We start from the raw sequence: 23,679 nt of genomic DNA on the forward strand, positions 1-23,679 counted from the left end.
GGTCAATGAAATGAAGGGGATGGAAAAATGAAACCAACATTCGATGAATTGTATACGCGTTTACCAGATTTGCTTGCACCCAGCATGGCGAAAGATCATCCCAATTTACCGGTCGTGAAAGAAGAAGGATGCTATTACTATGGTGCCGATGGGAAAAAGTATTTGGATTTCACCTCAGGCATCGCTGTAGCCAATACCGGGCACCGGCATCCGAAGGTCGTGGAGGCGATCAAGGAAGGGGTGGACCAGCTCATGCATGGTCCTTCCGGGGTCATCATGTACGATTCAATTTTACGTGTCGCAGATCGGCTGAAGGGGATCTTACCTGGAAACCTGGATTGTTTCTTTTTTGCCAACAGTGGAACAGAAGCCATTGAAGGTGCGCTGAAGCTGGCGAAATACGTAACGAAGCGTCCTTATGTCGTTTCCTTCACCGGCTGTTTTCATGGGCGCTCTCTAGGGGCTCTCGGTGTCAGTACTTCAAAAAGCAAGTATCGCAGGTTTTTACAGCCGAATGGTTTGACGTACCAGATTCCTTATGCCGATCCTAAAAGCTGTCCGGATGGAGAAGACCCTGCTGTTTATTGTGTGGATCAGCTTGAAAAGGACGTGGAAATGCTGTTCGACCATCAAGTCACACCGGAAGAAGTGGCATGCATCATCGTTGAGCCGGTTCTTGGGGAGGGAGGATACATCATCCCTCCGAAAGAGTGGCTCCAAAAAGTACGTGACATTTGTGATCAGCATGGTATCCTTTTGATTTTCGATGAGGTACAGACCGGATTCGGGCGGACGGGAGAATGGTTTGCTGCTCAAACGTTCGGCGTGACGCCGGATATCATGGCGATCGCCAAAGGCATTGCTTCAGGTATGCCACTCAGTGCCACCGTGGCTTCCAAAGAATTGATGAGCCAGTGGCCGATGGGGACACATGGAACGACTTTCGGAGGTAATCCACTTGCCTGCTCAGCCGCTCTTGCCACGCTTGATGTCATAGAAGAAGAGCAGCTGCTTGATAACTCGAGAACACTTGGAACTTATGCTGTGGATCGTTTGGAGGAAATCAGGGAAAGACATCGAGTCATCGGGGATATTCGGGGCGTCGGGCTTATGATTGGTATTGAAATTGTCGACCCTGTGACTGGAAAGCCAGATGGGGATGGGATGATGCGTGTCCTAGATTTGTCTCTAGAGAAAGGGGTGTTGTTTTACCTTTGTGGAAAGCACCAGGAAGTCATTCGGATGATCCCTCCATTGGTTGTATCTCAAGAAGAGATCGATCAGGGGTTGGCCGTTTTTGAAGAAGCTGTTATAGAGTACGAAAAAAGTTTAGTGGTACGAGGTTAAGTCGCAAGTCGCGCCAAAAGGCTGGTGAATCGCGCCAAAGGAACAGTGAATCGCCCTAAAGGACCGATTGCCTCCCAGCTAACTAGTATCCATAAATGAAAAGCGCAGATCTCTTAGTTATAGGAGGTCTGCGTTTTTTATGAACAAAAGTACCTAAGAGGTTAAATGTAGCTTATTCGATAATTAAATATTTATAAATGATATATTTTTATTGATAAACGATAAATATGGAGGTATGATGGAAAAAGATATTAGGAAATGAGGTGCTTTTTATGAAACGTGGATCGACACTCTTTTTGAAGCTGGCTGTCTTTTTGATTGGTCTGCCGGTACTTGCGCTGTGTATATTTTTCGTTCCTGAGTTTGCGGAATTTACGGGCGTTCTTCTTTCCGATTTTCCAGTCATCGAACCAGTCGTCTTCATTTATATGTATCTTACAGCCGTCCCTTTTTACATGGCGCTGTATCAAGCGTTTAAGCTGCTGACCTATATTGACAGGAATCAGGCATTCTCTGATTTATCGGTCAAAGCATTGAGAGTGATCAAATTTTGTGCGATCACCATCAGCGTTCTTTACGTTGTACTTATGCCGGTGATCTATACGGTCGCTGAAATTGATGACGCTCCTGGTCTGATTATGATTGGGATGATCATCATCTTCGCTTCCGCAGTCATTGCTGTTTTTGCTGCTGTCCTACAAAGACTGCTGCAAGAAGCGATAACCATCAAATCTGAAAATGATCTTACGGTCTGAGGTGATCAACATGGCGATTATTATCAACATTGATGTGATGCTTGCGAAAAGGAAAATGAGTGTGACTGAGCTTTCCGAGAAGGTCGGGATTACGATGGCGAACCTCTCTATTTTGAAAAATGGCAAGGCGAAGGCCGTCCGTTTTTCAACTTTGGAGGCGATTTGTAAGGCACTCGACTGTCAGCCTGGAGACATTTTGGAATATCAGGAAGACGAAGATTAGGAGGGGTCGGATGCGGGCGGTGAAACAACTCTTACACTTCGGATGGGAACAGGCATGGTCCTGTTTGTTTCCAGTCGTTATTTTCGCTTCTTTGGCGATTACCAAATGGGTGCCGATGCCCTTCTTGCCGAGGTATGACTGGCTGCTTATCATTTGTCTCTTCATGCAGTGGTGGATGGTACGCGCTGGACTTGAAACACGGGATGAACTGAAGGTGATTTCGTTGTTTCACGTAATCGGACTTGCGCTCGAACTTTTCAAGGTCCATATGGGTTCCTGGTCTTATCCGGGAGAAGGCTATTCAAAAGTGTTCGGCGTCCCCTTGTATAGTGGGTTTATGTATGCCAGTGTTGCGAGTTACCTTTGCCAGGCGTGGAGAAGACTGAAGGTGGAGCTGGTACAGTGGCCGTCTTCCTGGCTCGTCGTTCCGCTGGCGTCTGCTATTTATTTGAATTTCTTCACCCACCATTATTGGATGGACATCCGCTGGTGGTTATCGGGGCTTGTGATTCTCGTTTTTTGGAAAGCATGGGTTCGATACGAGGTGAACGGCACGCGTTACCGGATGCCGCTCGCGCTATCGTTTGTGCTGATCGGATTTTTCATATGGGTCGCAGAAAATATCGCGACTTATTTCAGCGCATGGGAATACCCGAACCAGGCAGAAGCATGGAGTCTTGTTCATCTAGGAAAAGTGAGTTCCTGGCTCTTGTTAGTGATTGTGAGTTTTCTAATTGTAGCAACCTTGAAGCGAGTGAAGAAAGGTTCTGATGAGAATCGTAGCTTCATGGGTGAGGAGAGCAGTCCGAACGTGCAAGGACGTTTTGGAAGTGGAAAGTTATATTCGTGAAGGTGTGCGATCCTCCGTGATATGGAATTTGTTCGTCATGGAAGGGGGGATTTCAAATTTTGAAATGGAAGGGAGAGGGATGGTTTGGGTATATCTGTGATCGTGCTGATTTTCTTTATGATTGTAGGAATCATTATGGTGGTCGTCCCTTCCCTTATAGTGAAAAAACAAGGGAGAGGGCCTTTCCCGTATAAGAGGTCTTTGAGTATCGGGGTTTTACTTCTTGTCCATTGGGTTTTATGGTTATCGGGCTTTTATGCTTTGCTACCTATGGGAGTTGCAGACGCCATTTTTCTTCCGGTATGGTTCGTGTTATGTGCTTTTGGTGCTGTTTTTGCGGGATTAGAGTTTAAGAATAATGCCGCTTTCGCCATTCCTCTAGCCGGCTTTACTTTTGTCAGCTTTGTCTTTGCCCTCTTTATGGAAGGGCTGTCTAAGATGTAATACACAAAAAGACGACTGGATGAACCAGCCGTTTTTTTGATTAAAAAAGTAAAAATGAGGAAAATTTATGTATCCTGGGTTTCATCAATTCCTAAGTTAATCAGGTCCATCGATTCGTTTATTGTAAATGATCCGTAAATTCTGAATTCATCCCCTTCATTTATGGTACGTTGAGAATTGTGAGAAAAAAGTGAATGGGGGATGGAAACATGAGCAGATGGAAGACGGGATTTATCTCTGTACTTATTTTTGTATTAGGATGGACGAGTATCCCTTTGTCGCAGGTGACCGAGGCAGCAGGGGCTAATGATGTGGTCATTAACGAAGTGGCCTGGATGGGGACAGATGTAAGTTATAACGATGAGTGGATCGAACTTCACAATCCGACCGGTTCAGATATATCTCTGGAGGGATGGTCACTGAATGCAACGGACGGATCTCCAGTAATTTCGTTAACTGGCACGATTCCTGCCGGAGGGTATTACTTACTCGAACGAACGGATGATTCGACCGTTACGGCTGTTGATGCCGACTTGATTTACACAGGTTCTATGAGTAACACAGGTGAGGTGCTTGAGCTGAGTGATGGTACACAAGTCATTGATGCTGTGGATGCTTGGTATGCAGGTGATAATAACACGAAAGCCACGATGGAACGGATCGATCCTATATCGGAGGGGACCAATTCTTCAAACTGGCGTACAGCAACCGATACATATTCAGAAGGACTTGGGACTCCTTCCGCTAGCTTTTCCGTACCATCAGAAGGATGTTCTACGTCAGATGAAAAATTGAACAACGTGAGCGAGTCAGCAGGGAGCATTAATGTATACTTTAACAAATGCGCCTATGATGACTACGCGACTTCCGGAAACGGAGCCAACTATAACGTGAACTTAGAAGATCGGTTAATCCATCGCATCAATCAGGCGACGACGTCGATCGATCTTGCCACCTATGAAATCAACTTACCAGGCATCATTGATGCGCTGATGGCCAAAGCGGCTGAAGGGGTCGACGTCCGTGTCATTGCGGATGCGAAAGACGGCAGTGACCCTCATTATGCAGAACGTTATCAAACCATGCGTTTGTATGTGGAAAAATTGGTGCGTGGACAGGACAATGTCTTAGGAACAAGCGATGATACGACGGTATTTTCTGATTCCATCATGTTCGCAGTGGAAGATCAGGCGCTGCGGGAACAGTACGGACTTCCGACTTCAACGAACGGAATGGAAGAAGTGACCGTTGAAGTCGGAAGTGGTACAGAGACCGGATACAAACTTGTCGATGCCGAACAAAAAGAAGAAGGCAGTTATTACTCGCCAGGACAACAAATGCATAACAAATTTGCAGTCATTGATGGAACATGGGTATTCACAGGAAGCTGGAATTTCACCGTGACCGGTTTATATGGATCAGAGGAAAATATGCAGAATGATGTCCTTGGAGGAAACACCCAGCATGTGGTGGAATTGAATTCCGCAGCCCTTGCTGACGTATTCAAAACCGAGTTTGATGAAATGTGGGGAAGCGCTACTCTGAATCCGGATCCGGCTGTTTCGAATTACCATGGTCGTAAAGTGGACAACACCCTTCATACCGTGGATGTAGGTGGGAAAGAAGTGGATGTCTACTTTTCTGCAGGTGATGATGCTGTTGGACAAATGACTTCCTATGTGAAAACTGAGGCGGATTACAGCAGTTATTTTTCGATCTTTGCATGGAGTGACCAGGCCCTTGTCGATGAATTGAAATACAAGTGGGAAGGCTCGTACAACGACTTGGAAGGAAGTTTGACAGGCTTTGATGTGCGCGGTGTTTTTGACCAGAGCTTCTGGAACCAATGGTGGTCGGCTTCCATTGAAATGACCGGCCGTACGGCAAGCCAATCATCAACAAATAACCCTAATGTACGATGGAATCATGCCGCTCCTGTTTATGAAGATGCGGAAGATCGTAAAATGCACGCGAAGACAATGTTGATTGATGCCACCCATCCGTCTAGTGATCCGACTGCGATTGTCGGATCAACGAATTGGAGCACGAACGGAAATGATATCAACGATGAAAACATGTTGTTTATCCATGATGAAAAAGTAACGAATCAATTTTTACAAGAGTTTTATGCCCGGTATGAGGCGGCGGGAGGAGAGATTCCCACACAGTAAATGGTTTGTGATAAAGGTCCCCTAGCTTTTACGAGCCAAGGGACTCTTTTCATCCATTCTCTAATGCTCGGATTTTATGACTCAGCGAGGCCATCCGAAGAGGATCCCTTCCTAAATCATGACATCAACCCAGCTTTTTTTCATACAATATGTTGGGGTGAGTAAAATGAGGGTGAAATATACGAATGCAGATGTTGCTCTAATGGCGCGGATGATGCGGGCAGAAGCCGTAGGGGAAGGGAAACAAGGAATGCTGTACGTCGGAAATGTCATTGTAAACCGTGCGGCGGCAGATTGTCTGGACTTTACGGATGTGAGATCGATCCGGGATGTCATTTTTCAAGTCCAGGGAGGAAATTATTCTTTTGAAGCGGTTCAGAAAGGAAATCTTTTTTATAGTCCGGCAAGAGAAATGGAAAAAAGATTGGCAGAAAAGAACCTGAAATTCTGGCGTATGCACCCGGCAAAGTATGCTCTATGGTATTTCAATCCGTTCGGTGAGTGTCCTCCTACCTGGTATGGTCAGCAATTCACAGGGCGTTATAAAAATCATTGTTATTATGAACCGGTCGCAGGCACATGTGCCAGTGTTTACAGGTAACAAAGCTATTCTAATCGGTATGAGAAGGTATGTGAGGAAGCGCAATCCTTTATGGGATTGCGCTTTTTAAGTGCCCCTTGAGTATTGAGGAAGGGTTTGAAATAATTGACTCTAAGTCCTTTATCCACCATGAAGGTAAGGGATTTTATACATAGTCATCGATTTTATGTCAGTCCAGCTATAATTAGTTGACCCTCTCACTTAATCACTTCAGGGAGGTTTATATGTCTGAAGAACGAGAGAAAGAAATTCTAGATGAAATTCAAAAAATGAATAAGAAGTTAGATGAGATCCATGAATCTAAGGGGATGTCTACTCCTGTTTTATACGTAATCGGAATTCTAGGCTTCCTATTATTAGCCCCTATTTTGGTTGACTTGATTATTCCTTTGATCAATTAAGGAGACTGGAAAAATAAAAAGGAGAGGTGTAGAAGACATGAATATGAAGTCTGCTGTTCTGCTGCTTTTTGGCGTGTTGTTTGGTTTAATTCTAGCCAACATGTTCACTCATAGTAATTTTGATGGCAGCCAGTTGTTATTGACAGTGATCGGCGGCGTTTTCGGGTATGGGATCGTCATTCTTTTTGTAAAGAAGAGGCAGGGGAAAAGGAATTAGCTTCATCCATGTCCTGTAACTCTCATTAAATGTCCTCTAAGTACTAGTCAACGGTTTATAACTTACGGTTAATGTGTTCAATGTCTTTTAACCAAGTGTTCTAATCATTTGAAGGAATGCGGCACAATTGTGTTAAGGAGTGAGTCCAATGGAATTTGAGTTCAGGCCGATCAAGGTGGAAGATGTGAAACAAATTGATTCATGGAACTATGATGGCTTCGTAGAAAAAGTGGAAATGGCGCCTTATTTTGAATCACTCAAGCAAACAGGGAAGTTGCAAGGTCCTGGTGGATATGAAGGATATGCTGCCTTTCATGAAAACGAAGTGGTAGGTTTGTTCGAATTCGATGTGAATGGAAGGATCATGGAGATCGGATTAGCATTGAGGCCGGATTGGATTGGGAAAGGGATAGGTGCAACCTATGTAAAGCAGGGCATAGCATTTGGTATGCATCATTATCACGAAGACGTTAATGAAATACGTCTAGAAGTGGATGAACAAAACAAAGCAGCCATCCGTGCCTATGAAAAAATCGGTTTTAAGAGAAAAACACAAAAGGACCGGAATATTGAGATGCGAATGGTCTTGTAAGAGTTTCCTACCATGAAATGGGCAAACCTGCCAATGTGGGTTTGCCTTTTTTTATTATCAAACACTACGGAACAATTTTCCTGCATTCAAAGGGTTCGAGCTTTGATAGCATGGCCCTTGAGAAAAGGTGGGAAAAACATGGATGCGTTTCTATTCATACTTAAATATTTGATGCAGGGCTCACTAATTATCGGAGGAGCTCTGTTGACCTACTGGTTTCAATACACAGATGAAGGAAAAAAACACTGGGAAAGAAAAATAAAGAGATTAAATGGGGAGAGATCTGGTCGTAAAGGGCAAGGAGGGTCTAAGAAAAAGGCGAGGGATATCACACGTTTCCTAAAAGAAGGGTCTTTATTATTGAAAATTTCCCTCAGTCTGTTTGGGATCTTCTTGGTTTCATTACTACTTATGGGGGTTGTCGTATTTTTTCTCTAGCATAAGGTTATAGAGAGATTCATTTATACTACAGGAAAAAAGATTGGTGAAAGAATAGAATGACTGATCTGCATCGTAATTATAAAAATAAAAAAAGGAAGATTTCTTAGGTTTTCAGATGGCTTCTTGAGGGATGTGCGGGAATTGAATGTCTATTCCCATTGATTAGCTGTGCCTCTTTAGGTGCGATCTCGGTATGGATATATTAATCAAAAGGAATAAAAAGGATGAACGTAAGGAGCGTTCATCCTTTTTATATGATTTCTGATCGTAAGATACACCCTTATCCTGCTTCTCGGAAATAATCACCAATGGTCGGCACAGTATTCGGGTCGAGCCAAAGGACATCCGGATCAAACGGTTCTTTCGCAACTCCGGTGGTCTGCGTCCCGGAGAAGTTTAAAGGTACGATGGAATAAGTCTGATGTTCGAAAATTCTTCTGTGAGGGAATAGAGATTAGAAGGGAAGGATTTTACATTTGTATGGAGTGAATGATTATGTCTACCAATCTTTTTAATGAGTGGCCCTGGCAGGATATTGTTATGGTGGCGGGTTTTATAGTATTTCTTTTCTTGACACGCTGGATAGGGGGTGTCTTGATCAACCGGCTGTTCCGAGAAAAGGGAAGCGTTCAGAAAGCAGCTCTCTCCCTCATCAATTGGGTTGTGTTCAATGGCCTGCTTTTATTTGTGATTTTCTATTTTTCTGATTCGGCCTGGCTGTTGTACCCTCTCTTCACCATCGGCCAAGTAGATATTACGTTATTTCTGATCATCATTGCTGTCCTGATCATTACCTTCGCCTATAGACTTTCAAAAATCTTGAATGAGCATCTCCTGCCTTTTTTCTTCGAGCGTCATCATTTGGATAAGGGGATCCAGTTCACGATGGAGCGGGTCGTCCACTATATCATCATGGTAGTCGCGGTATTGGTTAGTTTGACGACGGTCGGTATTGATTTGAGTGCCCTTACTGTATTCGCCGGGGTCTTAGGAGTAGGTATCGGTTTCGGGATGCAGAACATCGCCTCCAACTTTATTTCAGGATTGATCCTCCTCTTTGAACGCCCGATAAAAGTAGGGGACCGCGTCCTCATTGACGACGTCATCGGTGATGTTGAAAAGATCAGTATGAGAGCGACGGTCGTCCGTACGCTGGAGAATGAACACATCATCATCCCGAACTCTTATTTTTTAGAGGAAAAAGTAGTGAACCGTTCGTTTGCGGACCCGAGGCTCCGTCTGACGATTCCAATCGGGGTCGCCTATGGGACAGATGTTCAAAAGGTGAAAAGAATCCTTCTCGTCGTCGCCGAATTGGCTAGACAAGAGAACTCGTTCGTTCTGGAATCACCAGCCCCTTTTGTGAATTTCAAAGGTTTCGGTGATTCGTCATTGGACTTTGAGCTGTTTCTCTGGATTTCCGACCCGAAAAAAGTCATTCGGATGAAAAGTGAGCTGAACTTCTCCATTTATGAGCAACTGAATGAAAACGGGATTGAAATTCCTTTTCCTCAAAGAGATTTGCACATCAAGTCTGCTCCTGAATCCTTGTTAAAAGGGCACCAAGAGGACTCTTGATCGTTGTGTTAATTTAAGAATAAGCGTTCATTTAATGAATGCTTATTCTTATTTTATGTGAAATTTTATCTTAAACTATTTTGGAACACATTCGTATATCTCGAAACTGAGTCTTTAAGTATTGGGCAGGTTAGTGGAAGACTCAGTTTCGAGATATTAGGCGTTTTGAAACTAAAATGGATTAGTATCGTATGTGTAATAAGAGAAATAATTTTAGGAGGAATTAGATGGGAAATGAAACTCCTGAAGAAAGAAGAGAAAGACTAAGACAAAAAGAGTTAAGCAATCCTTCAAGTAGTGGTCACGGAAGCAACCTTGCAGATTTAGTTGGTGGCTTAGGCTGGAAAGGTATTGGTATATTTATTCTCCTAATTATAGCTGGGTTTATAATTTATTCCTTATTTTTTCGATAAGAGTCATATGGTAAAACAATAAGTTATATCTCGGATTCAAGTTTTTCTGCATCGGGGGCGATTGTTGCGCAGTGGGGCTACCGCTTATTGTGCTAAAAGAGGTTTTGGAGTAAATAAGCTATATTGTTTGAGAAAGTTTTGACGTTCAAACTTATTGTAAATATCAAATGGAACATATTAAAATAGCTTATCGTGGAACAATGAGAACGAAATCGCAGCATTAAAAATGGAGTGATTATTTGAAAAAACAACTTTTGCTCATTTTGTTTATCAGTCTATCCGTATTAATAGTGGGTTGTGAAGAGAGTAATGGAGAGTTAAAAGATCAAAAAACATCAGACCATAGTAAGGAAGAAAACACGGTAGAGGAAAGTAAAATAATTTTAGTGGGTACTCTAGATTCTGACGAAGAAGGGTCTGGCGTAAATATGGATCAAGAAATCAGTGATTCAAAAACAATAGTTAAAATTGAAGATGTTGTTGGAAATGCCAAAAAGATTGAGAAACCACAAGACGGGACGAAAGAGGATCCTGATGTTTTCTTTATAATTACAAAGTCAGTTGGAGATAAACGAGATAATCCCGGGGAGAAGAGGTTCGTATGGTATCAAGAAGATGGTGGTGCGGTTCTTACCGATGGTTCGGGAGAATATTACACGATTAATTCTAGTCAAGCTAAGGAATTAAAAGAGGCGTTGGATAAATAATTATTTGACCGATTATAAGCATAAGGTATTTTCGGGAGATGTTTGGAAATGTAATCCAATGTAGGGGTATGAGTCGTTTAAGTAAAGGAACAAGTAAGATATATACCGAATCCGAATCTTACGTAAACGGGGGCTATACTTCAAAAGCACTTTAAAATCAAGAAGTTACCTGGGAGGTGGCCGTTGGGTTATTTGCAATATACGGCTTTTATCAAGCTTTTATGGTTATGTAATCAAATGAGTATTGCGGACAGAATGAGCCAGTTGTGCGGAGTTTTGATCCGCCGTTTGCGGACAATAGAGCCAGTGACTGCGGGTGAGTGAGCCACTTGTGTAGCTGATAAATGAGGTTTGTTCATAAGCACCTCCCAAACCCACATGTTACAATAAGTAATTCAGTGTAAACTGAATTTACATAAATAATTGAACAAAATTTATAGTAGATAAATTCATAATTGTCTGAATAATGTAAGTATTGTATTATAATTGTAACTCATTAAAAGCTTTTGATACGCTATTTAAATTGGAAAAGGAGGAAACTTATGAAGAATTATATATGTAATGAGTGTGGAGGAGAATTCTCCAAAAATCAACTCGATTCAGATTTACTGGTAGAGGGTGAGTCTCTCTGCAAAGAATGTGCTAGCAGCTTAATGGAAGCTGGAAGAGACGCTGTAGATCCTAATCATAATTTTGATTCGTATGAAGACTGGGACAAAAATGGACGTTAACTAAAATAACAGAAGTATTAAGAATAGACCGACCTTAATATAGTTGGTTAAGATTTTTTATTATTTCTTTGCTTACTATATTGTGTGCTATAGTATATTCGCTTTCCGAAACAATCAATCTTTTTTTGAAAAAACAATCTTATATCTGCTCGATAAGAACCCATTTTGATCAATCTTTTGACAAATTGGGTTCTTATATTATAAAAGAGGTCTTACGCAATCAATGGCTCAAAACTCCGCACAAGTGGCTCTCTTCATCAGCAATAATCAATCAAAATGTGTTTTTTAGAGTCAGTTAAATAATACTGGCTTTTAATATATCTTGATATCGAGTCTTCATGTAACGGGGGCGCGCGACAAGTTCTGCTATAAGCGCTTTTCAGCGTGAAAGGCAGGAAGTTTATTTGATTAAATTTTAACTGTACAACGGAGGATGGGAATGAAGGATCCATGTTTCCTGAAACCATCCCGTCAACACTTCTGCATGCGTTAAGACGGACAGGTCTTAGGGTGTGAAGCACAGGTAGATTGGGCAGAACGAAGGCTGAAGCCATTAGGTATGCTGACGGATATGCCCCACGGCTGAAAAACTAGATAGGATGAGAATCGTTCTTTGAGATAGGAACTGACGAACTTCCGAAGGTAAGGGTCTAAAGTTTCGAACGTAAGGAAACTTACGTGGTCATCTTACGATGACGTGAGTGGTGTGGAGTAAAACTGCCCCCTCTGAAAGACGCTATACCGAACGATGGCGGTATCGAGCTCACAGGCTTAAAGGAAGCATCTACGTTTAGTATGGATAGCTACGTTGTATGGTACTTGGGAAGCAAGGGACGTTGAATCAAGGGCTGTCACCCGAAACGGTTGCTATAAAGGTATGCTGAAAAGCATTTATCCTTGTGAAGGTAGGGGAATGACTGGTGAAACTTCTGTAATGGAAGTGGAGGAATAGCCCCAAGTCTAGAGTATGAAACGATTATTTTCCTAACGTGAATGGCACCGATCGGGTAGGAACGTGGGAACATCACTCCAAAGGAGGGATGCCACAGTGTCAACGCTGCGAAACTGGGATTATTATAATATGACGGAGACCTTTACGGATCTTCATGAAAAAGCGAGTCAGGGAAATACGTTCTCTCATTTATATGAAACCATCATATCGAGAGAAAACATCCTGCTCGCTTTTCGCATGATAAAAACCAATAAAGGTTCTAGAACACCAGGAACCGATGGGAAAACCATCGATGACATGAAAGAGCTCTCCGAAAATGATCTGGTAAATGAAGTCCGAAGTAAACTTCAAAACTATCACCCGAAGAAAGTTCGAAGAGAATGGATTGAAAAAGAGAACGGAAAATGGAGACCCCTTGGGATTCCATGTATCTTGGATCGAGTGATCCAACAATGCTTCAAACAAGTTCTCGAACCGATTGTAGAATCTCAATTCTTCAAACATAGCTACGGTTTCAGACCTCTCCGGTCTGCTCATCATGCTATGGCAAGAATACAGTTTCTGATTAACCATAGTCAACTTCATTACGTGGTTGATGTAGATATTAAAAGCTTCTTTGATAACGTAAATCATCGTCTATTAAAGAAGCAACTCTGGAATATTGGCATCCAAGACCGAAAGGTACTGGCATGTATTTCTAAAATGATTACATCAGAAATTGATGGTGAAGGTGTGCCCGATAAGGGTTCGCCACAAGGTGGAATTTTATCTCCCCTTCTTTCTAATGTTGTTTTAAACGATCTAGACCAATGGGTTGCGGACCAGTGGGAAGTATTTCCACTGACGAAATCCTACAGTTCTGATGATGCCAGAAGGCGAGCGAGAAAACAAACGAATTTGAAACAAGGATATCTGGTCCGGTATGCGGATGATTTTAAAATTCTATGTCGGGATGGAAAGACAGCGCAGAGGTGGTACCATGCGGTACGTCTGTACCTCAAAGAGCGTTTGAAGCTGGACATCTCACCAGAGAAATCTCAAATTGTAAACTTAAGAAAACGAGAATCTGAGTTCTTAGGGTTCACCATTCGTGCGAATAAAAAGGGAAAGAAACGAGTGGCCCATACTGGGGGGTCATTTCTTCAAAAAGCGAGAATATCAAACAGGAAGCGAAGAAACTCATTCGAAGAATGAAAGCTTCGCCTTCTGCTGAGAATATTCATCGTTACAATTGCTTTGTTCTAGGACTTCACCAATACTTTAAGCGAGCGACTCATGTAAGTCTCGTGTTTTCACGTCTTGCTTACGATCTTAAACCATTTTTAGTGAACCGCCTTCGACCGGTTGGAACGCTAAAACATCCTTTTAAGCCACCGCCTTTTTATAAGAGAACCTTTAGTCCAGGAACGAAAACGATTTATATCAATGGTACGTATCTGTTTCCCATTGGCAATGTGAAAACATCCAATGCGATGAACTTCAGTTCAAAGCTTTCGCTTTACACGAAGAAGGGCAGAGAACAGATACACAGTAGTCTTCGCCCGGATATCCAGAAAGAAATTGGACATTTAATGAGGTCTTCTCTACCGAATCGAAGTGTCGAATACCTGGATAATCGTATTAGTCGGTATAGTATGAAGATGGGGAAATGCGAAATTACACGCGAATATCTTCACGCTTCAGATGTTCATTGTCACCACTATGTGCCAAAGAATCTTGGAGGAAGCGATCAATTTCAAAACCTGCGTATTCTTCATAAGGTATGTGGGGTGGAAGGGATCGTTGTATCCAGTCTCGAAGAGTAACATAGGAACTTATAATGTAGTACATACCTTTAGATGGAACGCCGAATGCTGGGAAACTAGCACGTTCGGTGTGGAGCAGGGGAAAAGCTGGAGATAATTTCAAACGCTTACCTATTGCTAACTTTTCTCCAATAAAAATATTCCAGAATGATTTTTCAAGCAGCATAATGAGCGACGTCTCCGCTGGGAAACGTCTGCATACTCATTATTGGAATTTAGCAAAAGTGCTTTTTCCTGTGTAAGGGATAAGTATGGTGAGGCTTAAAATGATAATGATTAAACCAGCAAAAGGAATGAACGCCGTGCATATGGGCTGCTGTGTAATGCTAAATGGAAAAACACTATAGATTGGTGAGAAAACCTTTAGTGATAAGTTCCCAATAAGTACCCTGTAATGATGTATGCTTCCCAATAAACAATAGCTGGTATAGTTAAAGCCAACAATTTATTAACATTCATTGATAATAAAATTAACGACAGAGAAGCATACATCACTGTATTAATGACTGTTCTAAACAAGGTGAGTTTTAGATTTTTTGCTGTTTGGGATAATATGTGAAAATTTGATCGTTCTTACCATTGAACTGTTGTTATTGGTCTCGTTATTAAAGGAGGTACTAGACATACCTCCCTCTTGTAGTCACCCTTGCAACTGACTTGGCGGAATCGTAAGGGTGATGTCTCTTTAAAACCGAGCCATAATTCCTTTGTAACGTGATGATAAGACCGGATTTTTACGTTACATCCACTCCAATACTAACGTAATTACCAAAGTTTGAACTAAAATAATCGACATAGATTTCCATCGTATTTTGTAATTTTCCTTTTTCATTAGATATGTTTGAGATATAAAATTAATTACAAAGACGACGATAAATACAATTAAAAGAGTGAAAAGAAACGGGGAATCAACTGTCAACATATGTACACCTCCATGCATTAGTATCTTGTATATTTTAACAAAAAAATGCTAAAAGGATGAGCATCTAATTGCTCATCCTTTTTAAGAGTCTTTAATATCCTATAGATGATCTTGTTATTCTGTAATCTCCACTACCTAGTAGTCTTACGGTAATATAAGTATTGTACTCGGCAAGATACTTTAAAGCTTTAAACGTTCCGTTAGAATGCACGTCCCATACACTTGAGTCTAATTTATCAATCCACGTTTTATGAGATTCGCTGTACATTGCACCACTCATGTCCACATTCTTGGTGGCTCCATTGATCCCTCCACCACTATAAGTGAATTCACCAGCAAGACGATGTTCGAAATTAAAACCTTCATAGTTTTTCACGTAAGCGTAAAATATCTTAGATCCTGATGGAGCAGCGTAGGCGTATGTAAGTGGTGCTGTCATTTCCTGTGTATTAACACTTGAAGTAGTATTTTGACTTTCAAATCCGAACTCTACGACTTCCTTTTTCCCCTTGCCATACTTTTCTTTCAAAACAAAATTCTCTTCACCTTTTTCAAGCTTTTTGTTTGCTTTTTCTACCATTTTATCAAGTGCTTTATTCATTTTCTCGACTTGTTTCTCAGTTGGTAATTGTGCTAATTCCTCTTTCTTAGCATCTGTGTTTGCACTTGCGAAACTCGGAATCAAAAGCATCATTGCTACAAATAAAACCATGAATTTTTTCATACTGGGACAACCTTCCTTATGTACTAATTTTTTGCGCGCACTAAAAGCTTAACAATTAATTACCATATAGTTCCATGGTATTTTTGAACTAGTTTTTCTATTTTATGGAATTAAAGATTTCTAGTATAATAACTCAATTTCAAGTTAATACGATGTCACTGCTTTTTTTATACAATGGGGAATGGATAAATCCACATATAGATGGGTGGGAAAATGAGCAGAGAAGAGATTATCAGAAAAACCACCGAGTATCTAGCATGCTTTTACAGACGAGAGTAACAAGATTCATAAAGTAGGATACGCGGTACTACTACAGATTTTGATCGATGGAATTGAACACTTTTTGATCACCAATAACCTCCTATCCGTTAAACTAATAGGGTATGAATGTTTAATGGATGAATTGGAGGATCAGGAAGGTGAGTAAATTAGAAACCATCGTGGACGTACATCAATTAAAAAAGCAAGGGTTTAAAGTGGCAGCTATTGCCCGCAAGTGCAACCTATCTAGAACAACCGCCTATGAATACTTAGAAAAAGATTTTGAAGTAGCATTGGAGTGGGTGGGGATTTTGAAAACCAGATCAAGAAAACTAGATCCTTACCAGAAATAAATCCTCTCATAGTTGAGAGAACACCCGGATTTATCAGCTTCCCAGATTTCATATTGGTTGGAAGAAAGATGTTCTTTCTCAGACCTAAAGAAAGGAGTTGTTAAAATAGAAGTCATAGCTGTAGTACTTATGTCCATAAGTTTAGTTTTAGCTCCTGTCATTGGATTTTTTTATCCTAGTTGGAGACAAATGCAAGGAAAAGATTTATCAGAGAAACAGTTATACGGGATTCGCGCCTTGGGAATAGGTATCTTACTCCTAATGTACATACTTGGTCAAATCATCAAAATGTTATTTGATTCTTAGGTAGTGATTTTATGAAGAGACCAAGAGATTTTCCTGGGTGCACGAAAACATACTAGAAAGTATCTCAGTTTCAAGTCTTCAGCTATAGGGGGCTTTAGTTGAATAAGCAATTGAAAATAAATAGAAGAAAAATCTCAGTTCACTGAACTGAGATTTTTTTAATTTTAATTACAAATACTGTGCAATTATTTAAGCAAATCTAGTCACATTTTAAAGTGTAATTTCGAGTTTTGCGATAGGGAACGGAACCCGTTATGTCCACAATCGCTTCTTTTCTAGTGAGGGAGCCTCGTCCAGGCGGTGGAGAGTATGGAATCTCGCACCATAGTATCTTATTTCAAATAATTTTAAATAGTTTGATTTTTTCCACTAACCGTTGTATCCTATTTTATGAATCCGCTTACAAAGAGAGTGAAGGAGGTACATAATATGCAAGCAATGAAAAACAGATGGTTAATTGCTTTATCAGCTATATCCATCCACCTTTCCATCGGAGGTGCCTACGCATATAGCGTATATACCACCCCCGTAAGTGAACAAATGGGTTGGACACCAACTCAAGTAACGATTGCATTTACCATTATGATGGCACTGGCTGGGTCATCCGCAGCATTGTTTGGGAAGTTTGTTGAAAAAAATGGTCCAAGAAAATCAGCAATTCTGGCTGGTGTTTTGTTTGGATTAGGACAAGCCGGTTCAGGGATTGCGATCGCGATTGATTCACTTCCATTTTTCCTATTGTCCTACGGGGTAGCAAGTGGACTTGGACTTGGCATTGGCTATATTTCACCCGTATCAACTCTTGTGAAATGGTTCCCTGACCGAAGAGGTTTAGCAACCGGATTAGCGGTACTTGGTTTTGGAACAGGAGCTCTCATTACAGCGCCCGTTGCAGCCAATTTAATGACTGCAATTGGAATATCTAATACATTTTACGTATTAGGGGCTGCTTACTTTGTTTTTATTATATTAGGTGCTTCTTACATTGCCCCACCCCCAGAAGGCTGGATGCCAGCTTCTATGAAACAAAATATGGCCTCTGGGAATAAAGTTTATAAAAAGGACTTACAACAATTGACTTCAAAAGAAGCGGTTAAAACAAAGCGTTTTTGGCTGCTTTGGACAATGATGCTTATTAATACGACCGCAGGGATCATGATGATTTCAGTTGCTTCACCGATGGCCCAAGAAGTTGTAGGGTTATCAGCCGTTGCAGCTGCCACAATGGTCGGTCTTATGGGTGTATTTAATGGTGGAGGTCGTCTTGGCTGGGCAACAGCTTCAGACTATATTGGCCGCCCCAATGTTTTTCTGATCTTTTTCTTAATACAAACGGTTGCTTTTTTTATGCTTCCGATTACAACAAACATCATCTTATTCCAGCTTCTAATTTTACTCGTTGTTAGTTGTTACGGCGGAGGATTCTCTAATCTCCCTGCATTTATTGGTGATTTGTTTGGAACGAAACAACTCGGTGCCATTCATGGGTACTTGTTGACAACATGGTCTCTAGGCGGCGTATTTGGACCTATGATTGTTTCGCAAATTCGGGCTAGAACCGATAGTTACACTGCTGTATTTTATGTTTTTCTTGCTTTAATACTCTTAGCGCTTGTCGTCTCCATTCTTATGAAGTTAGACATTAAAAAGACTGAGAAGGATCTAAAACAACAACAAGAAGAAGAAGCCGTTAATTATTAATTAGGAAACCAAAGCATTTTCATTGTAAAGTTGGATCGCGTCTTACCGACGAGATTCAACTTTTTTCTTAGGGATGGGATGGTTGATTGGATCGGAACCTAGTCGCTTTCCTCAGGAGTCTTCCAGATTGCCATCCAATCAACGTCATAAGAGAAAGGTGAACGAATGTCAGAATTTAAGATCTAACTTGGAAGTGAGGGGACGGTTCTAGCGCTTCCGACAAAGGCATAAGAACCACCTTTGGCTTTGATTATCTTGAATTCGAGTCTTATAATAACGGGGGCTTTAGTTTAAGAAAACACAATGAAATATCATAACTAAGTTTTTAGGTTAAGGAGGTTAATCTTTGATTACTGCTATACTCTTACTCTCTGCATTGTTTTTTATAATGTTAAAAATCCAAAATCGAGTTCAAGAAAACAGTTCGAAAAAAATTATCAAGTACAAATTCTTATTGCATTTTTTACGGCCAGCAGTATATCAATAATTGTTTTGTTCCTTGATCCAGGCAGTGTAGAAATTAGGTTCACATTATTAGGCATGGGTATTATATCGATATTGGCTAACCTGAATGCGGCTATATCTATTTACATGCAACAAAAGAAGATATCATGAAGCTGAGTTTTGTAGAAAAGGGGGATTTTGCTTAATATAAACAAAAAACTAGAAGTCATTTTGTATGGGTAATATCATCACTAAACTTAAACATAGCCAAAAAACCGACGATCTCATTAAGAGATGGTCGGTTTTTGGGTTATCTTATGCTTGAGTATTCTTTTTAGTCAATCGTTTTCCAATGGTTACGGCAAGCCCTGCGAGGAAAAGAAGTAATCCATTGCCTACGATAACAAGACCTACGAATGCTCCATACATCGCTCCTCCTGCGCCACTCGACGGTACCAGAATGGCACCTGTTAAAAAGCCAAGTATAACACCTGCAATTGCCAGTAGAAGACCGGAACTCCATAAATGTAAACGTCCATTTCTATACCACTTAATGGTGTAAACGTTTACCAGGATTAAAAAAATAAAAAGAAGTATAGTAAGAGCTCCATCTAAATCCTTCATGCAGTCCCTCCTAAAATAAATTCTTATGTTTAATATATGGCATATTGGAATATTTTACAAAAAATATTTGTGCTGTCCTAAATAATCAGATACGCATGCCGCATAAGAATATTCTTCAGATGATCTTGATTTAATGTCTTAATGAAACGGGGACGATTGTTGAATTTGTATGTTCGGCATTTAACTAACTTCCGCATTTATCTAATGAGCTTTATATCGTAGGAAAAAGAAAATTGTAAAAACACTGACATAATTTTTGGAATACATTACCATTATACGTACAACAGTGAAAGGAGTGACTGGTATTGAAAAAACCCGAAGTAGTCTTAAATGTCTTTTCTTCTATTGATGGGAAAATTACAACTGCTCCGAAAAGGGATGTAGCGGAATGGACAGCAGCAGGTATTGATGGAGAAGCCCACGAAGTAACGCATCAACTATACGACGAGTTAGATTGTGATGGTTTAGTTTCAGGTAGCGAAAGTTTAATCGTATGGGGCGCGAATGGTGTAGAGCTGGAGGAACCCATTTATGAGCCGAAAAAATCAAAAGCTTATATTGTATTTGATGGGCGAGGGCGCATAGATTGGTATCAAACAGAGGGGTTATTAGTAGTTACTAGGGAAGATGTTTCGAAAAAGTATATTCAACAATTAGAAGAGAAGGGTATTACCTATATTTCAGCAGGCACCGGTGCTCACATAGATTTACCTCTAGCTCTACATGAATTATATGAGTTAGGATACAGAAGATTGGGGCTTAGTGGTGGCGGAGTAATAAATGGAGCGTTCTTAAGGCAAGGTCTAATAGATGAAATAAGTTTAGTTATTGCCCCTTTAGCGATAGGAGGTACGACTACACCCTCGATCTTCGACTCAGAGGATTTGAAAGAATTAAATGATGTGACCAGGATCGAACTAAAAAATATGAAAACTGTTGGTAATGGATCCATTTGGCTTCACTATGAAGTAATGAAATAAAAAATGAGAAGGCTTATCGATTATACAAGAAACTGGGATATTCAAATACGAGAATCACGATGGAGAAAACCTTATAAGTAAATGGTTAAATCCGAGAGACGTATGACTAAAAATTCCACATATATTGAAATCAATTCTTCAAGTGTAGGGGACGAACCCTTAATAAAAAGGTTCGCCTCCTTTAAATATTATTGGGGCAGATAGTTAAGGATTCTTTTCTTTAATGATACTAGTCCTTTTAAAAAAACAATTGTATGAATACCATATAGGAAATGGTGCCGACGGCAATGGATAGAAGCATATTTTTTCTCCAGAAATGAATCATGGCTATAATGGCTATAGAAATGATTTCTGGAATGCCACGGGTCCCTGAATAAAATGTTACATCCCTTAAGCAATAAATGACTAAAAAACCAAAAACGGCAGAGGGTAAAACTTTTCCAAGATACTGGACATAATCAGGAGTAGGTCTACTTGATGAAAAAATAATAAAAGGAAGGAATCTTGTAAACATGGTTACTAAAACAATAACTCCTAAAGTCAGGATTTCTTGTGTCATCGTCATTGTTCAAGTACCTCCCTTTTCTTTGGACTTTTTTTCATAAGTATAAGCGTACTTAAGATAACTACCAATGAAGGCAATATGAAATGATCTGGTCCTAATAACACTAGACATAAGAGGGAGCCGCCTATTCCTACAATCGAACTTTGGTGATTTTCCTCTTGTAACCACTGATCTAAAAATATAACGGTGAACAATGCCGTCATGACAAACTCCAGACCTTCTGTATTAAACGTAATATATGCCCCAAATAAACCTCCGATTGTTGCTCCTAATACCCAATAAATATGATTGAGGAGAGTCACAAAAAACATAAACCATCCTTTATCAATGTGTTTAGGTATCTTGGCGGTACTGTTAATGGCAAACGATTCATCGCACATCCCAAATATCAAATAATATTTCTTAGCACCGGTAGCGTTATACTTATCTAAAAGAGACACCCCGTAAAACAAATGCCGGGAGTTTAATATAAGAGTTAAAAAAGCTGCATTTATTGGATTAAATGCGACAAGCAACAAATGCCCGGCTACAAATTCCATAGATCCTGCAAAGATTAGTAAGCTCATTAATGTTGCGTATAGTGGGTGAAATCCTAATGATTGCATGAATATTCCATAGGCAGCTCCTACAAACATAAAGCCTGTCAATATAGGGATTGTCTTTGGAAAAGCTGCTTTAAATGCCGAATACAACATATCTTTCCTTTGCATATTTTCACTTCCTTAGCTTGGCTTTATATAATTTATATCACGGTAAGTATTTGCAACAAACACTATAATTGTATGGATTACAATAAAATCTTTGTGAAAGAAGTGATCGATTGGTTAAGAAGTTGTGGTTATACTGAGGAGATAGTAAGATATTCAATAACAAAAACATACAATTAAATTAATTGTATGTAGAGCGAGGTTATTTGTTATGCCTATTAATTCATTCGATCAATATCCGATGTCCTGGAAACCGGAAAAGTCCTCCTTGAAACGACCCATTTACCTTTCATTAGCTGATTTGTTGGAGAAAGACATCGTTCGTGGACATCTAACTCCTGGTACTAAACTTCCGCCTCAGCGTGAACTTGCAGATTTTCTGGATATCAATTTCACTACTATTACGCGTGCGTATAAACTGTGTGAAAAGAAGGGGTTAATTTTTGCGATCACAGGAAAGGGTACTTTTATCTCTCCAAATGCTGCGAGGACTATAACCATTTCCAAAGAGGCCGGTTATTCAGATATCGACCTTGCTTTTGGTGCTACATTTGAACAAACAAACTTCATGGTTGTAGATACCATACAAGAGGTTGCATCAAAAAAAAGTGTGGAAGAGCTGCTCAATTATGATCACCCAGCTGGGTTGCCTCACCATAAAGCGGCGGCAATAAAGTGGCTGAAACCACTAAATATTGAGGCAAGTACAAATCAATTGGCAATCGTATCCGGGGCACAGAGTGCGTTAGCGATATCTCTATCCAGCCTTTTTGAGCCGGGAAATCGGATCGTAACTGACTTTTTCACTTATGCAAATTTCATTCAATTGGCCCAGATGTATCACATTCAACTGATCCCTATACAGGCAGATGCAGATGGGATGTCAGCCGGTGACCTCGATAAAATATGTTCTAAAACAAATATTCATGGGGTTTTTCTAATGCCGTCTGGTTGTAATCCAACAGCACATATGATTTCTGATCATAGGAAAAAGGAACTCGCGGAGGTCATTAAAAAGCACCGGCTCATTCTCATAGAGGACGAGATTAACGCATTATTCATTGCGGAGGAACTGGATGATTACAAGCAACCCATGTTTAATCTATTGCCTGAGCAAACCGTTTATATTAACAGTACATCGAAGACCATCTGCTCCGGGTTGAGGGTAGCCCACATGATCTTTGGGGAAAGTCTGTCTAAAAAAATAGTGGAGGGCATTTATAATATAAATACAAAACCCTCTTCTCTTGATATAGAGGTTGTTTCACAACTGATTCTTACAGGGAAAGCTCATTCTATTTTCAAACAAAAAAAGTCGTTACTAAAAGAAGCGAATGAAATATATAACTCCTATTTTCCTATAAGTAATGAATACGAAAACCCGTTAAGTTATTTTCGTTGGCTGCCAATTCATAGTAAAGCACCCGGCCTTCAAGTGGAGGAGGAAATAAAAAAGAAGCAAGTTTATGTTTTTCATTCGGATCGGTTTATCAGTGGTGGACAAACTTCCGATAAGAAGTACCTGAGAATTTCTATGGCTGCCACAAATTCCTTTGAAGAATTGAAGGAGGGTTTAGACAGACTTAAAATCCATCTTGGCCATCTGGATTAGTTTATTTACTTTATACTTTCTAAGTAGGGGCGAAAATATTGGTATTTTAAAAATTATCTCGAAGATATAGTGAAAGAGGAGAAGGCTATGATCTTCACGGCTCATTCAGAAAACGAAGCAATTAAGGAATATCATAATAACGACCAACCTAACCTTGCCTATTCCACAACACTTAATAATAAATGGTTATGGAGTAAGGCAGGAGGGTACCCGTTCGATAAATGGAGTGCAAACCTTGTTGGAGAACCCTAT

25 protein-coding genes are annotated in these 23,679 nt (G+C 40.4%); 21 read left to right on the forward strand and 4 right to left on the reverse strand.

Going from position 1 to position 23,679, the window contains the following annotated elements:
* The first annotated feature begins 27 nt into the window (after positions 1–27).
* From ACJA3J_RS07905 to ACJA3J_RS07985, 17 genes are all read left to right on the forward strand, one after another.
* A complete protein-coding gene (locus ACJA3J_RS07905; RefSeq protein WP_406945950.1) occupies positions 28–1,347 on the forward strand; it encodes an aspartate aminotransferase family protein in 1,320 nt (439 codons plus the stop codon).
* Between the two features lie 272 nt (positions 1,348–1,619).
* Positions 1,620–2,102: a DUF2975 domain-containing protein gene (locus ACJA3J_RS07910; protein ID WP_115822023.1), complete on the forward strand. Its 483-nt coding sequence runs from the start codon at positions 1,620–1,622 to the stop codon at positions 2,100–2,102.
* A 10-nt stretch (positions 2,103–2,112) separates the two neighbouring features.
* Complete coding sequence (locus tag ACJA3J_RS07915) at positions 2,113–2,325, forward strand: helix-turn-helix transcriptional regulator (protein WP_089650949.1); 213 nt, start codon at positions 2,113–2,115, stop codon at positions 2,323–2,325.
* Positions 2,326–2,335: 10 nt separating this feature from the next.
* Positions 2,336–3,175, forward strand: coding sequence for a DUF817 domain-containing protein (locus tag ACJA3J_RS07920; protein WP_406945951.1), 840 nt, complete (start codon positions 2,336–2,338; stop codon positions 3,173–3,175).
* An 84-nt stretch (positions 3,176–3,259) separates the two neighbouring features.
* Entirely contained in the window at positions 3,260–3,619 is a 360-nt protein-coding gene (locus ACJA3J_RS07925) for a hypothetical protein (RefSeq protein ID WP_406945952.1), read from the forward strand.
* A gap of 209 nt (positions 3,620–3,828) precedes the next feature.
* Complete coding sequence (locus tag ACJA3J_RS07930) at positions 3,829–5,790, forward strand: phospholipase D-like domain-containing protein (protein WP_406945953.1); 1,962 nt, start codon at positions 3,829–3,831, stop codon at positions 5,788–5,790.
* Between the two features lie 166 nt (positions 5,791–5,956).
* Entirely contained in the window at positions 5,957–6,391 is a 435-nt protein-coding gene (locus ACJA3J_RS07935; RefSeq protein ID WP_115894323.1) for a cell wall hydrolase, read from the forward strand.
* Positions 6,392–6,615: 224 nt separating this feature from the next.
* A complete protein-coding gene (locus ACJA3J_RS07940; protein ID WP_167355985.1) occupies positions 6,616–6,792 on the forward strand; it encodes a hypothetical protein in 177 nt (58 codons plus the stop codon).
* 37 nt (positions 6,793–6,829) lie between these two features.
* The gene (locus ACJA3J_RS07945; protein ID WP_115822027.1) at positions 6,830–7,009 is read left to right on the forward strand and encodes a hypothetical protein; all 180 of its coding nucleotides are present in this window, start codon (positions 6,830–6,832) and stop codon (positions 7,007–7,009) included.
* Between the two features lie 148 nt (positions 7,010–7,157).
* Positions 7,158–7,601, forward strand: coding sequence for a GNAT family N-acetyltransferase (locus ACJA3J_RS07950; RefSeq protein WP_115894322.1), 444 nt, complete (start codon positions 7,158–7,160; stop codon positions 7,599–7,601).
* A gap of 138 nt (positions 7,602–7,739) precedes the next feature.
* Positions 7,740–8,039 carry a hypothetical protein gene (locus ACJA3J_RS07955; protein ID WP_181898642.1) on the forward strand — a complete coding sequence of 100 codons (300 nt, stop codon included), beginning with the start codon at positions 7,740–7,742 and terminating at the stop codon, positions 8,037–8,039.
* Positions 8,040–8,537: 498 nt separating this feature from the next.
* Positions 8,538–9,620: a mechanosensitive ion channel family protein gene (locus ACJA3J_RS07960; protein WP_406945954.1), complete on the forward strand. Its 1,083-nt coding sequence runs from the start codon at positions 8,538–8,540 to the stop codon at positions 9,618–9,620.
* A gap of 227 nt (positions 9,621–9,847) precedes the next feature.
* Positions 9,848–10,033 (forward strand): DUF6366 family protein, encoded by a 186-nt coding sequence (locus tag ACJA3J_RS07965; protein WP_406945955.1) that lies wholly within the window; start codon positions 9,848–9,850, stop codon positions 10,031–10,033.
* Between the two features lie 239 nt (positions 10,034–10,272).
* Positions 10,273–10,740 (forward strand): hypothetical protein, encoded by a 468-nt coding sequence (locus ACJA3J_RS07970; protein WP_406945956.1) that lies wholly within the window; start codon positions 10,273–10,275, stop codon positions 10,738–10,740.
* 542 nt (positions 10,741–11,282) lie between these two features.
* Positions 11,283–11,471, forward strand: coding sequence for a hypothetical protein (locus tag ACJA3J_RS07975; protein ID WP_406945957.1), 189 nt, complete (start codon positions 11,283–11,285; stop codon positions 11,469–11,471).
* A gap of 1,048 nt (positions 11,472–12,519) precedes the next feature.
* Positions 12,520–13,617, forward strand: coding sequence for a group II intron reverse transcriptase/maturase (gene ltrA / locus ACJA3J_RS07980; protein WP_406945958.1), 1,098 nt, complete (start codon positions 12,520–12,522; stop codon positions 13,615–13,617).
* 446 nt (positions 13,618–14,063) lie between these two features.
* Positions 14,064–14,228 carry an HNH endonuclease gene (locus ACJA3J_RS07985; protein ID WP_406946284.1) on the forward strand — a complete coding sequence of 55 codons (165 nt, stop codon included), beginning with the start codon at positions 14,064–14,066 and terminating at the stop codon, positions 14,226–14,228.
* Between the two features lie 1,013 nt (positions 14,229–15,241).
* Here ACJA3J_RS07985 and ACJA3J_RS07990 read toward each other — a convergent pair.
* Positions 15,242–15,874 carry a hypothetical protein gene (locus tag ACJA3J_RS07990; protein ID WP_406945959.1) on the reverse strand — a complete coding sequence of 211 codons (633 nt, stop codon included), beginning with the start codon at positions 15,872–15,874 and terminating at the stop codon, positions 15,242–15,244.
* Between the two features lie 419 nt (positions 15,875–16,293).
* Between ACJA3J_RS07990 and ACJA3J_RS07995 the strand changes: the two genes are divergently transcribed.
* A complete protein-coding gene (locus tag ACJA3J_RS07995) occupies positions 16,294–16,488 on the forward strand; it encodes a hypothetical protein (protein ID WP_406945960.1) in 195 nt (64 codons plus the stop codon).
* Positions 16,489–17,223: 735 nt separating this feature from the next.
* Positions 17,224–18,495: an OFA family MFS transporter gene (locus ACJA3J_RS08000; protein ID WP_406945961.1), complete on the forward strand. Its 1,272-nt coding sequence runs from the start codon at positions 17,224–17,226 to the stop codon at positions 18,493–18,495.
* A 759-nt stretch (positions 18,496–19,254) separates the two neighbouring features.
* Here ACJA3J_RS08000 and ACJA3J_RS08005 read toward each other — a convergent pair.
* A complete protein-coding gene (locus ACJA3J_RS08005) occupies positions 19,255–19,563 on the reverse strand; it encodes an inner-membrane translocator (RefSeq protein ID WP_406945962.1) in 309 nt (102 codons plus the stop codon).
* A 305-nt stretch (positions 19,564–19,868) separates the two neighbouring features.
* Between ACJA3J_RS08005 and ACJA3J_RS08010 the strand changes: the two genes are divergently transcribed.
* Positions 19,869–20,543, forward strand: a complete 675-nt coding sequence (locus tag ACJA3J_RS08010; RefSeq protein WP_406945963.1) for a RibD family protein — start codon at positions 19,869–19,871, stop codon at positions 20,541–20,543.
* Positions 20,544–20,781: 238 nt separating this feature from the next.
* Here ACJA3J_RS08010 and ACJA3J_RS08015 read toward each other — a convergent pair whose 3' ends face one another.
* Together ACJA3J_RS08015 and ACJA3J_RS08020 are read right to left on the reverse strand one after the other, a co-directional pair.
* Positions 20,782–21,108: a branched-chain amino acid transporter permease gene (locus tag ACJA3J_RS08015; RefSeq protein ID WP_406945964.1), complete on the reverse strand. Its 327-nt coding sequence runs from the start codon at positions 21,106–21,108 to the stop codon at positions 20,782–20,784.
* A complete protein-coding gene (locus ACJA3J_RS08020) occupies positions 21,105–21,818 on the reverse strand; it encodes an AzlC family ABC transporter permease (RefSeq protein WP_406945965.1) in 714 nt (237 codons plus the stop codon). The genes ACJA3J_RS08015 and ACJA3J_RS08020 overlap by 4 nt, the downstream gene beginning before the upstream one ends.
* Before the next feature lie 208 nt (positions 21,819–22,026).
* Here ACJA3J_RS08020 and ACJA3J_RS08025 point away from each other — a divergent pair, with 208 nt between their 5' ends.
* Complete coding sequence (locus ACJA3J_RS08025) at positions 22,027–23,427, forward strand: PLP-dependent aminotransferase family protein (RefSeq protein ID WP_406945966.1); 1,401 nt, start codon at positions 22,027–22,029, stop codon at positions 23,425–23,427.
* Positions 23,428–23,679 lie beyond the last annotated feature (252 nt).

Source organism: Halobacillus sp. SY10 (genome assembly GCF_045401165.1).
GTDB lineage: Bacteria > Bacillota > Bacilli > Bacillales > Halobacillaceae > Halobacillus > Halobacillus aidingensis.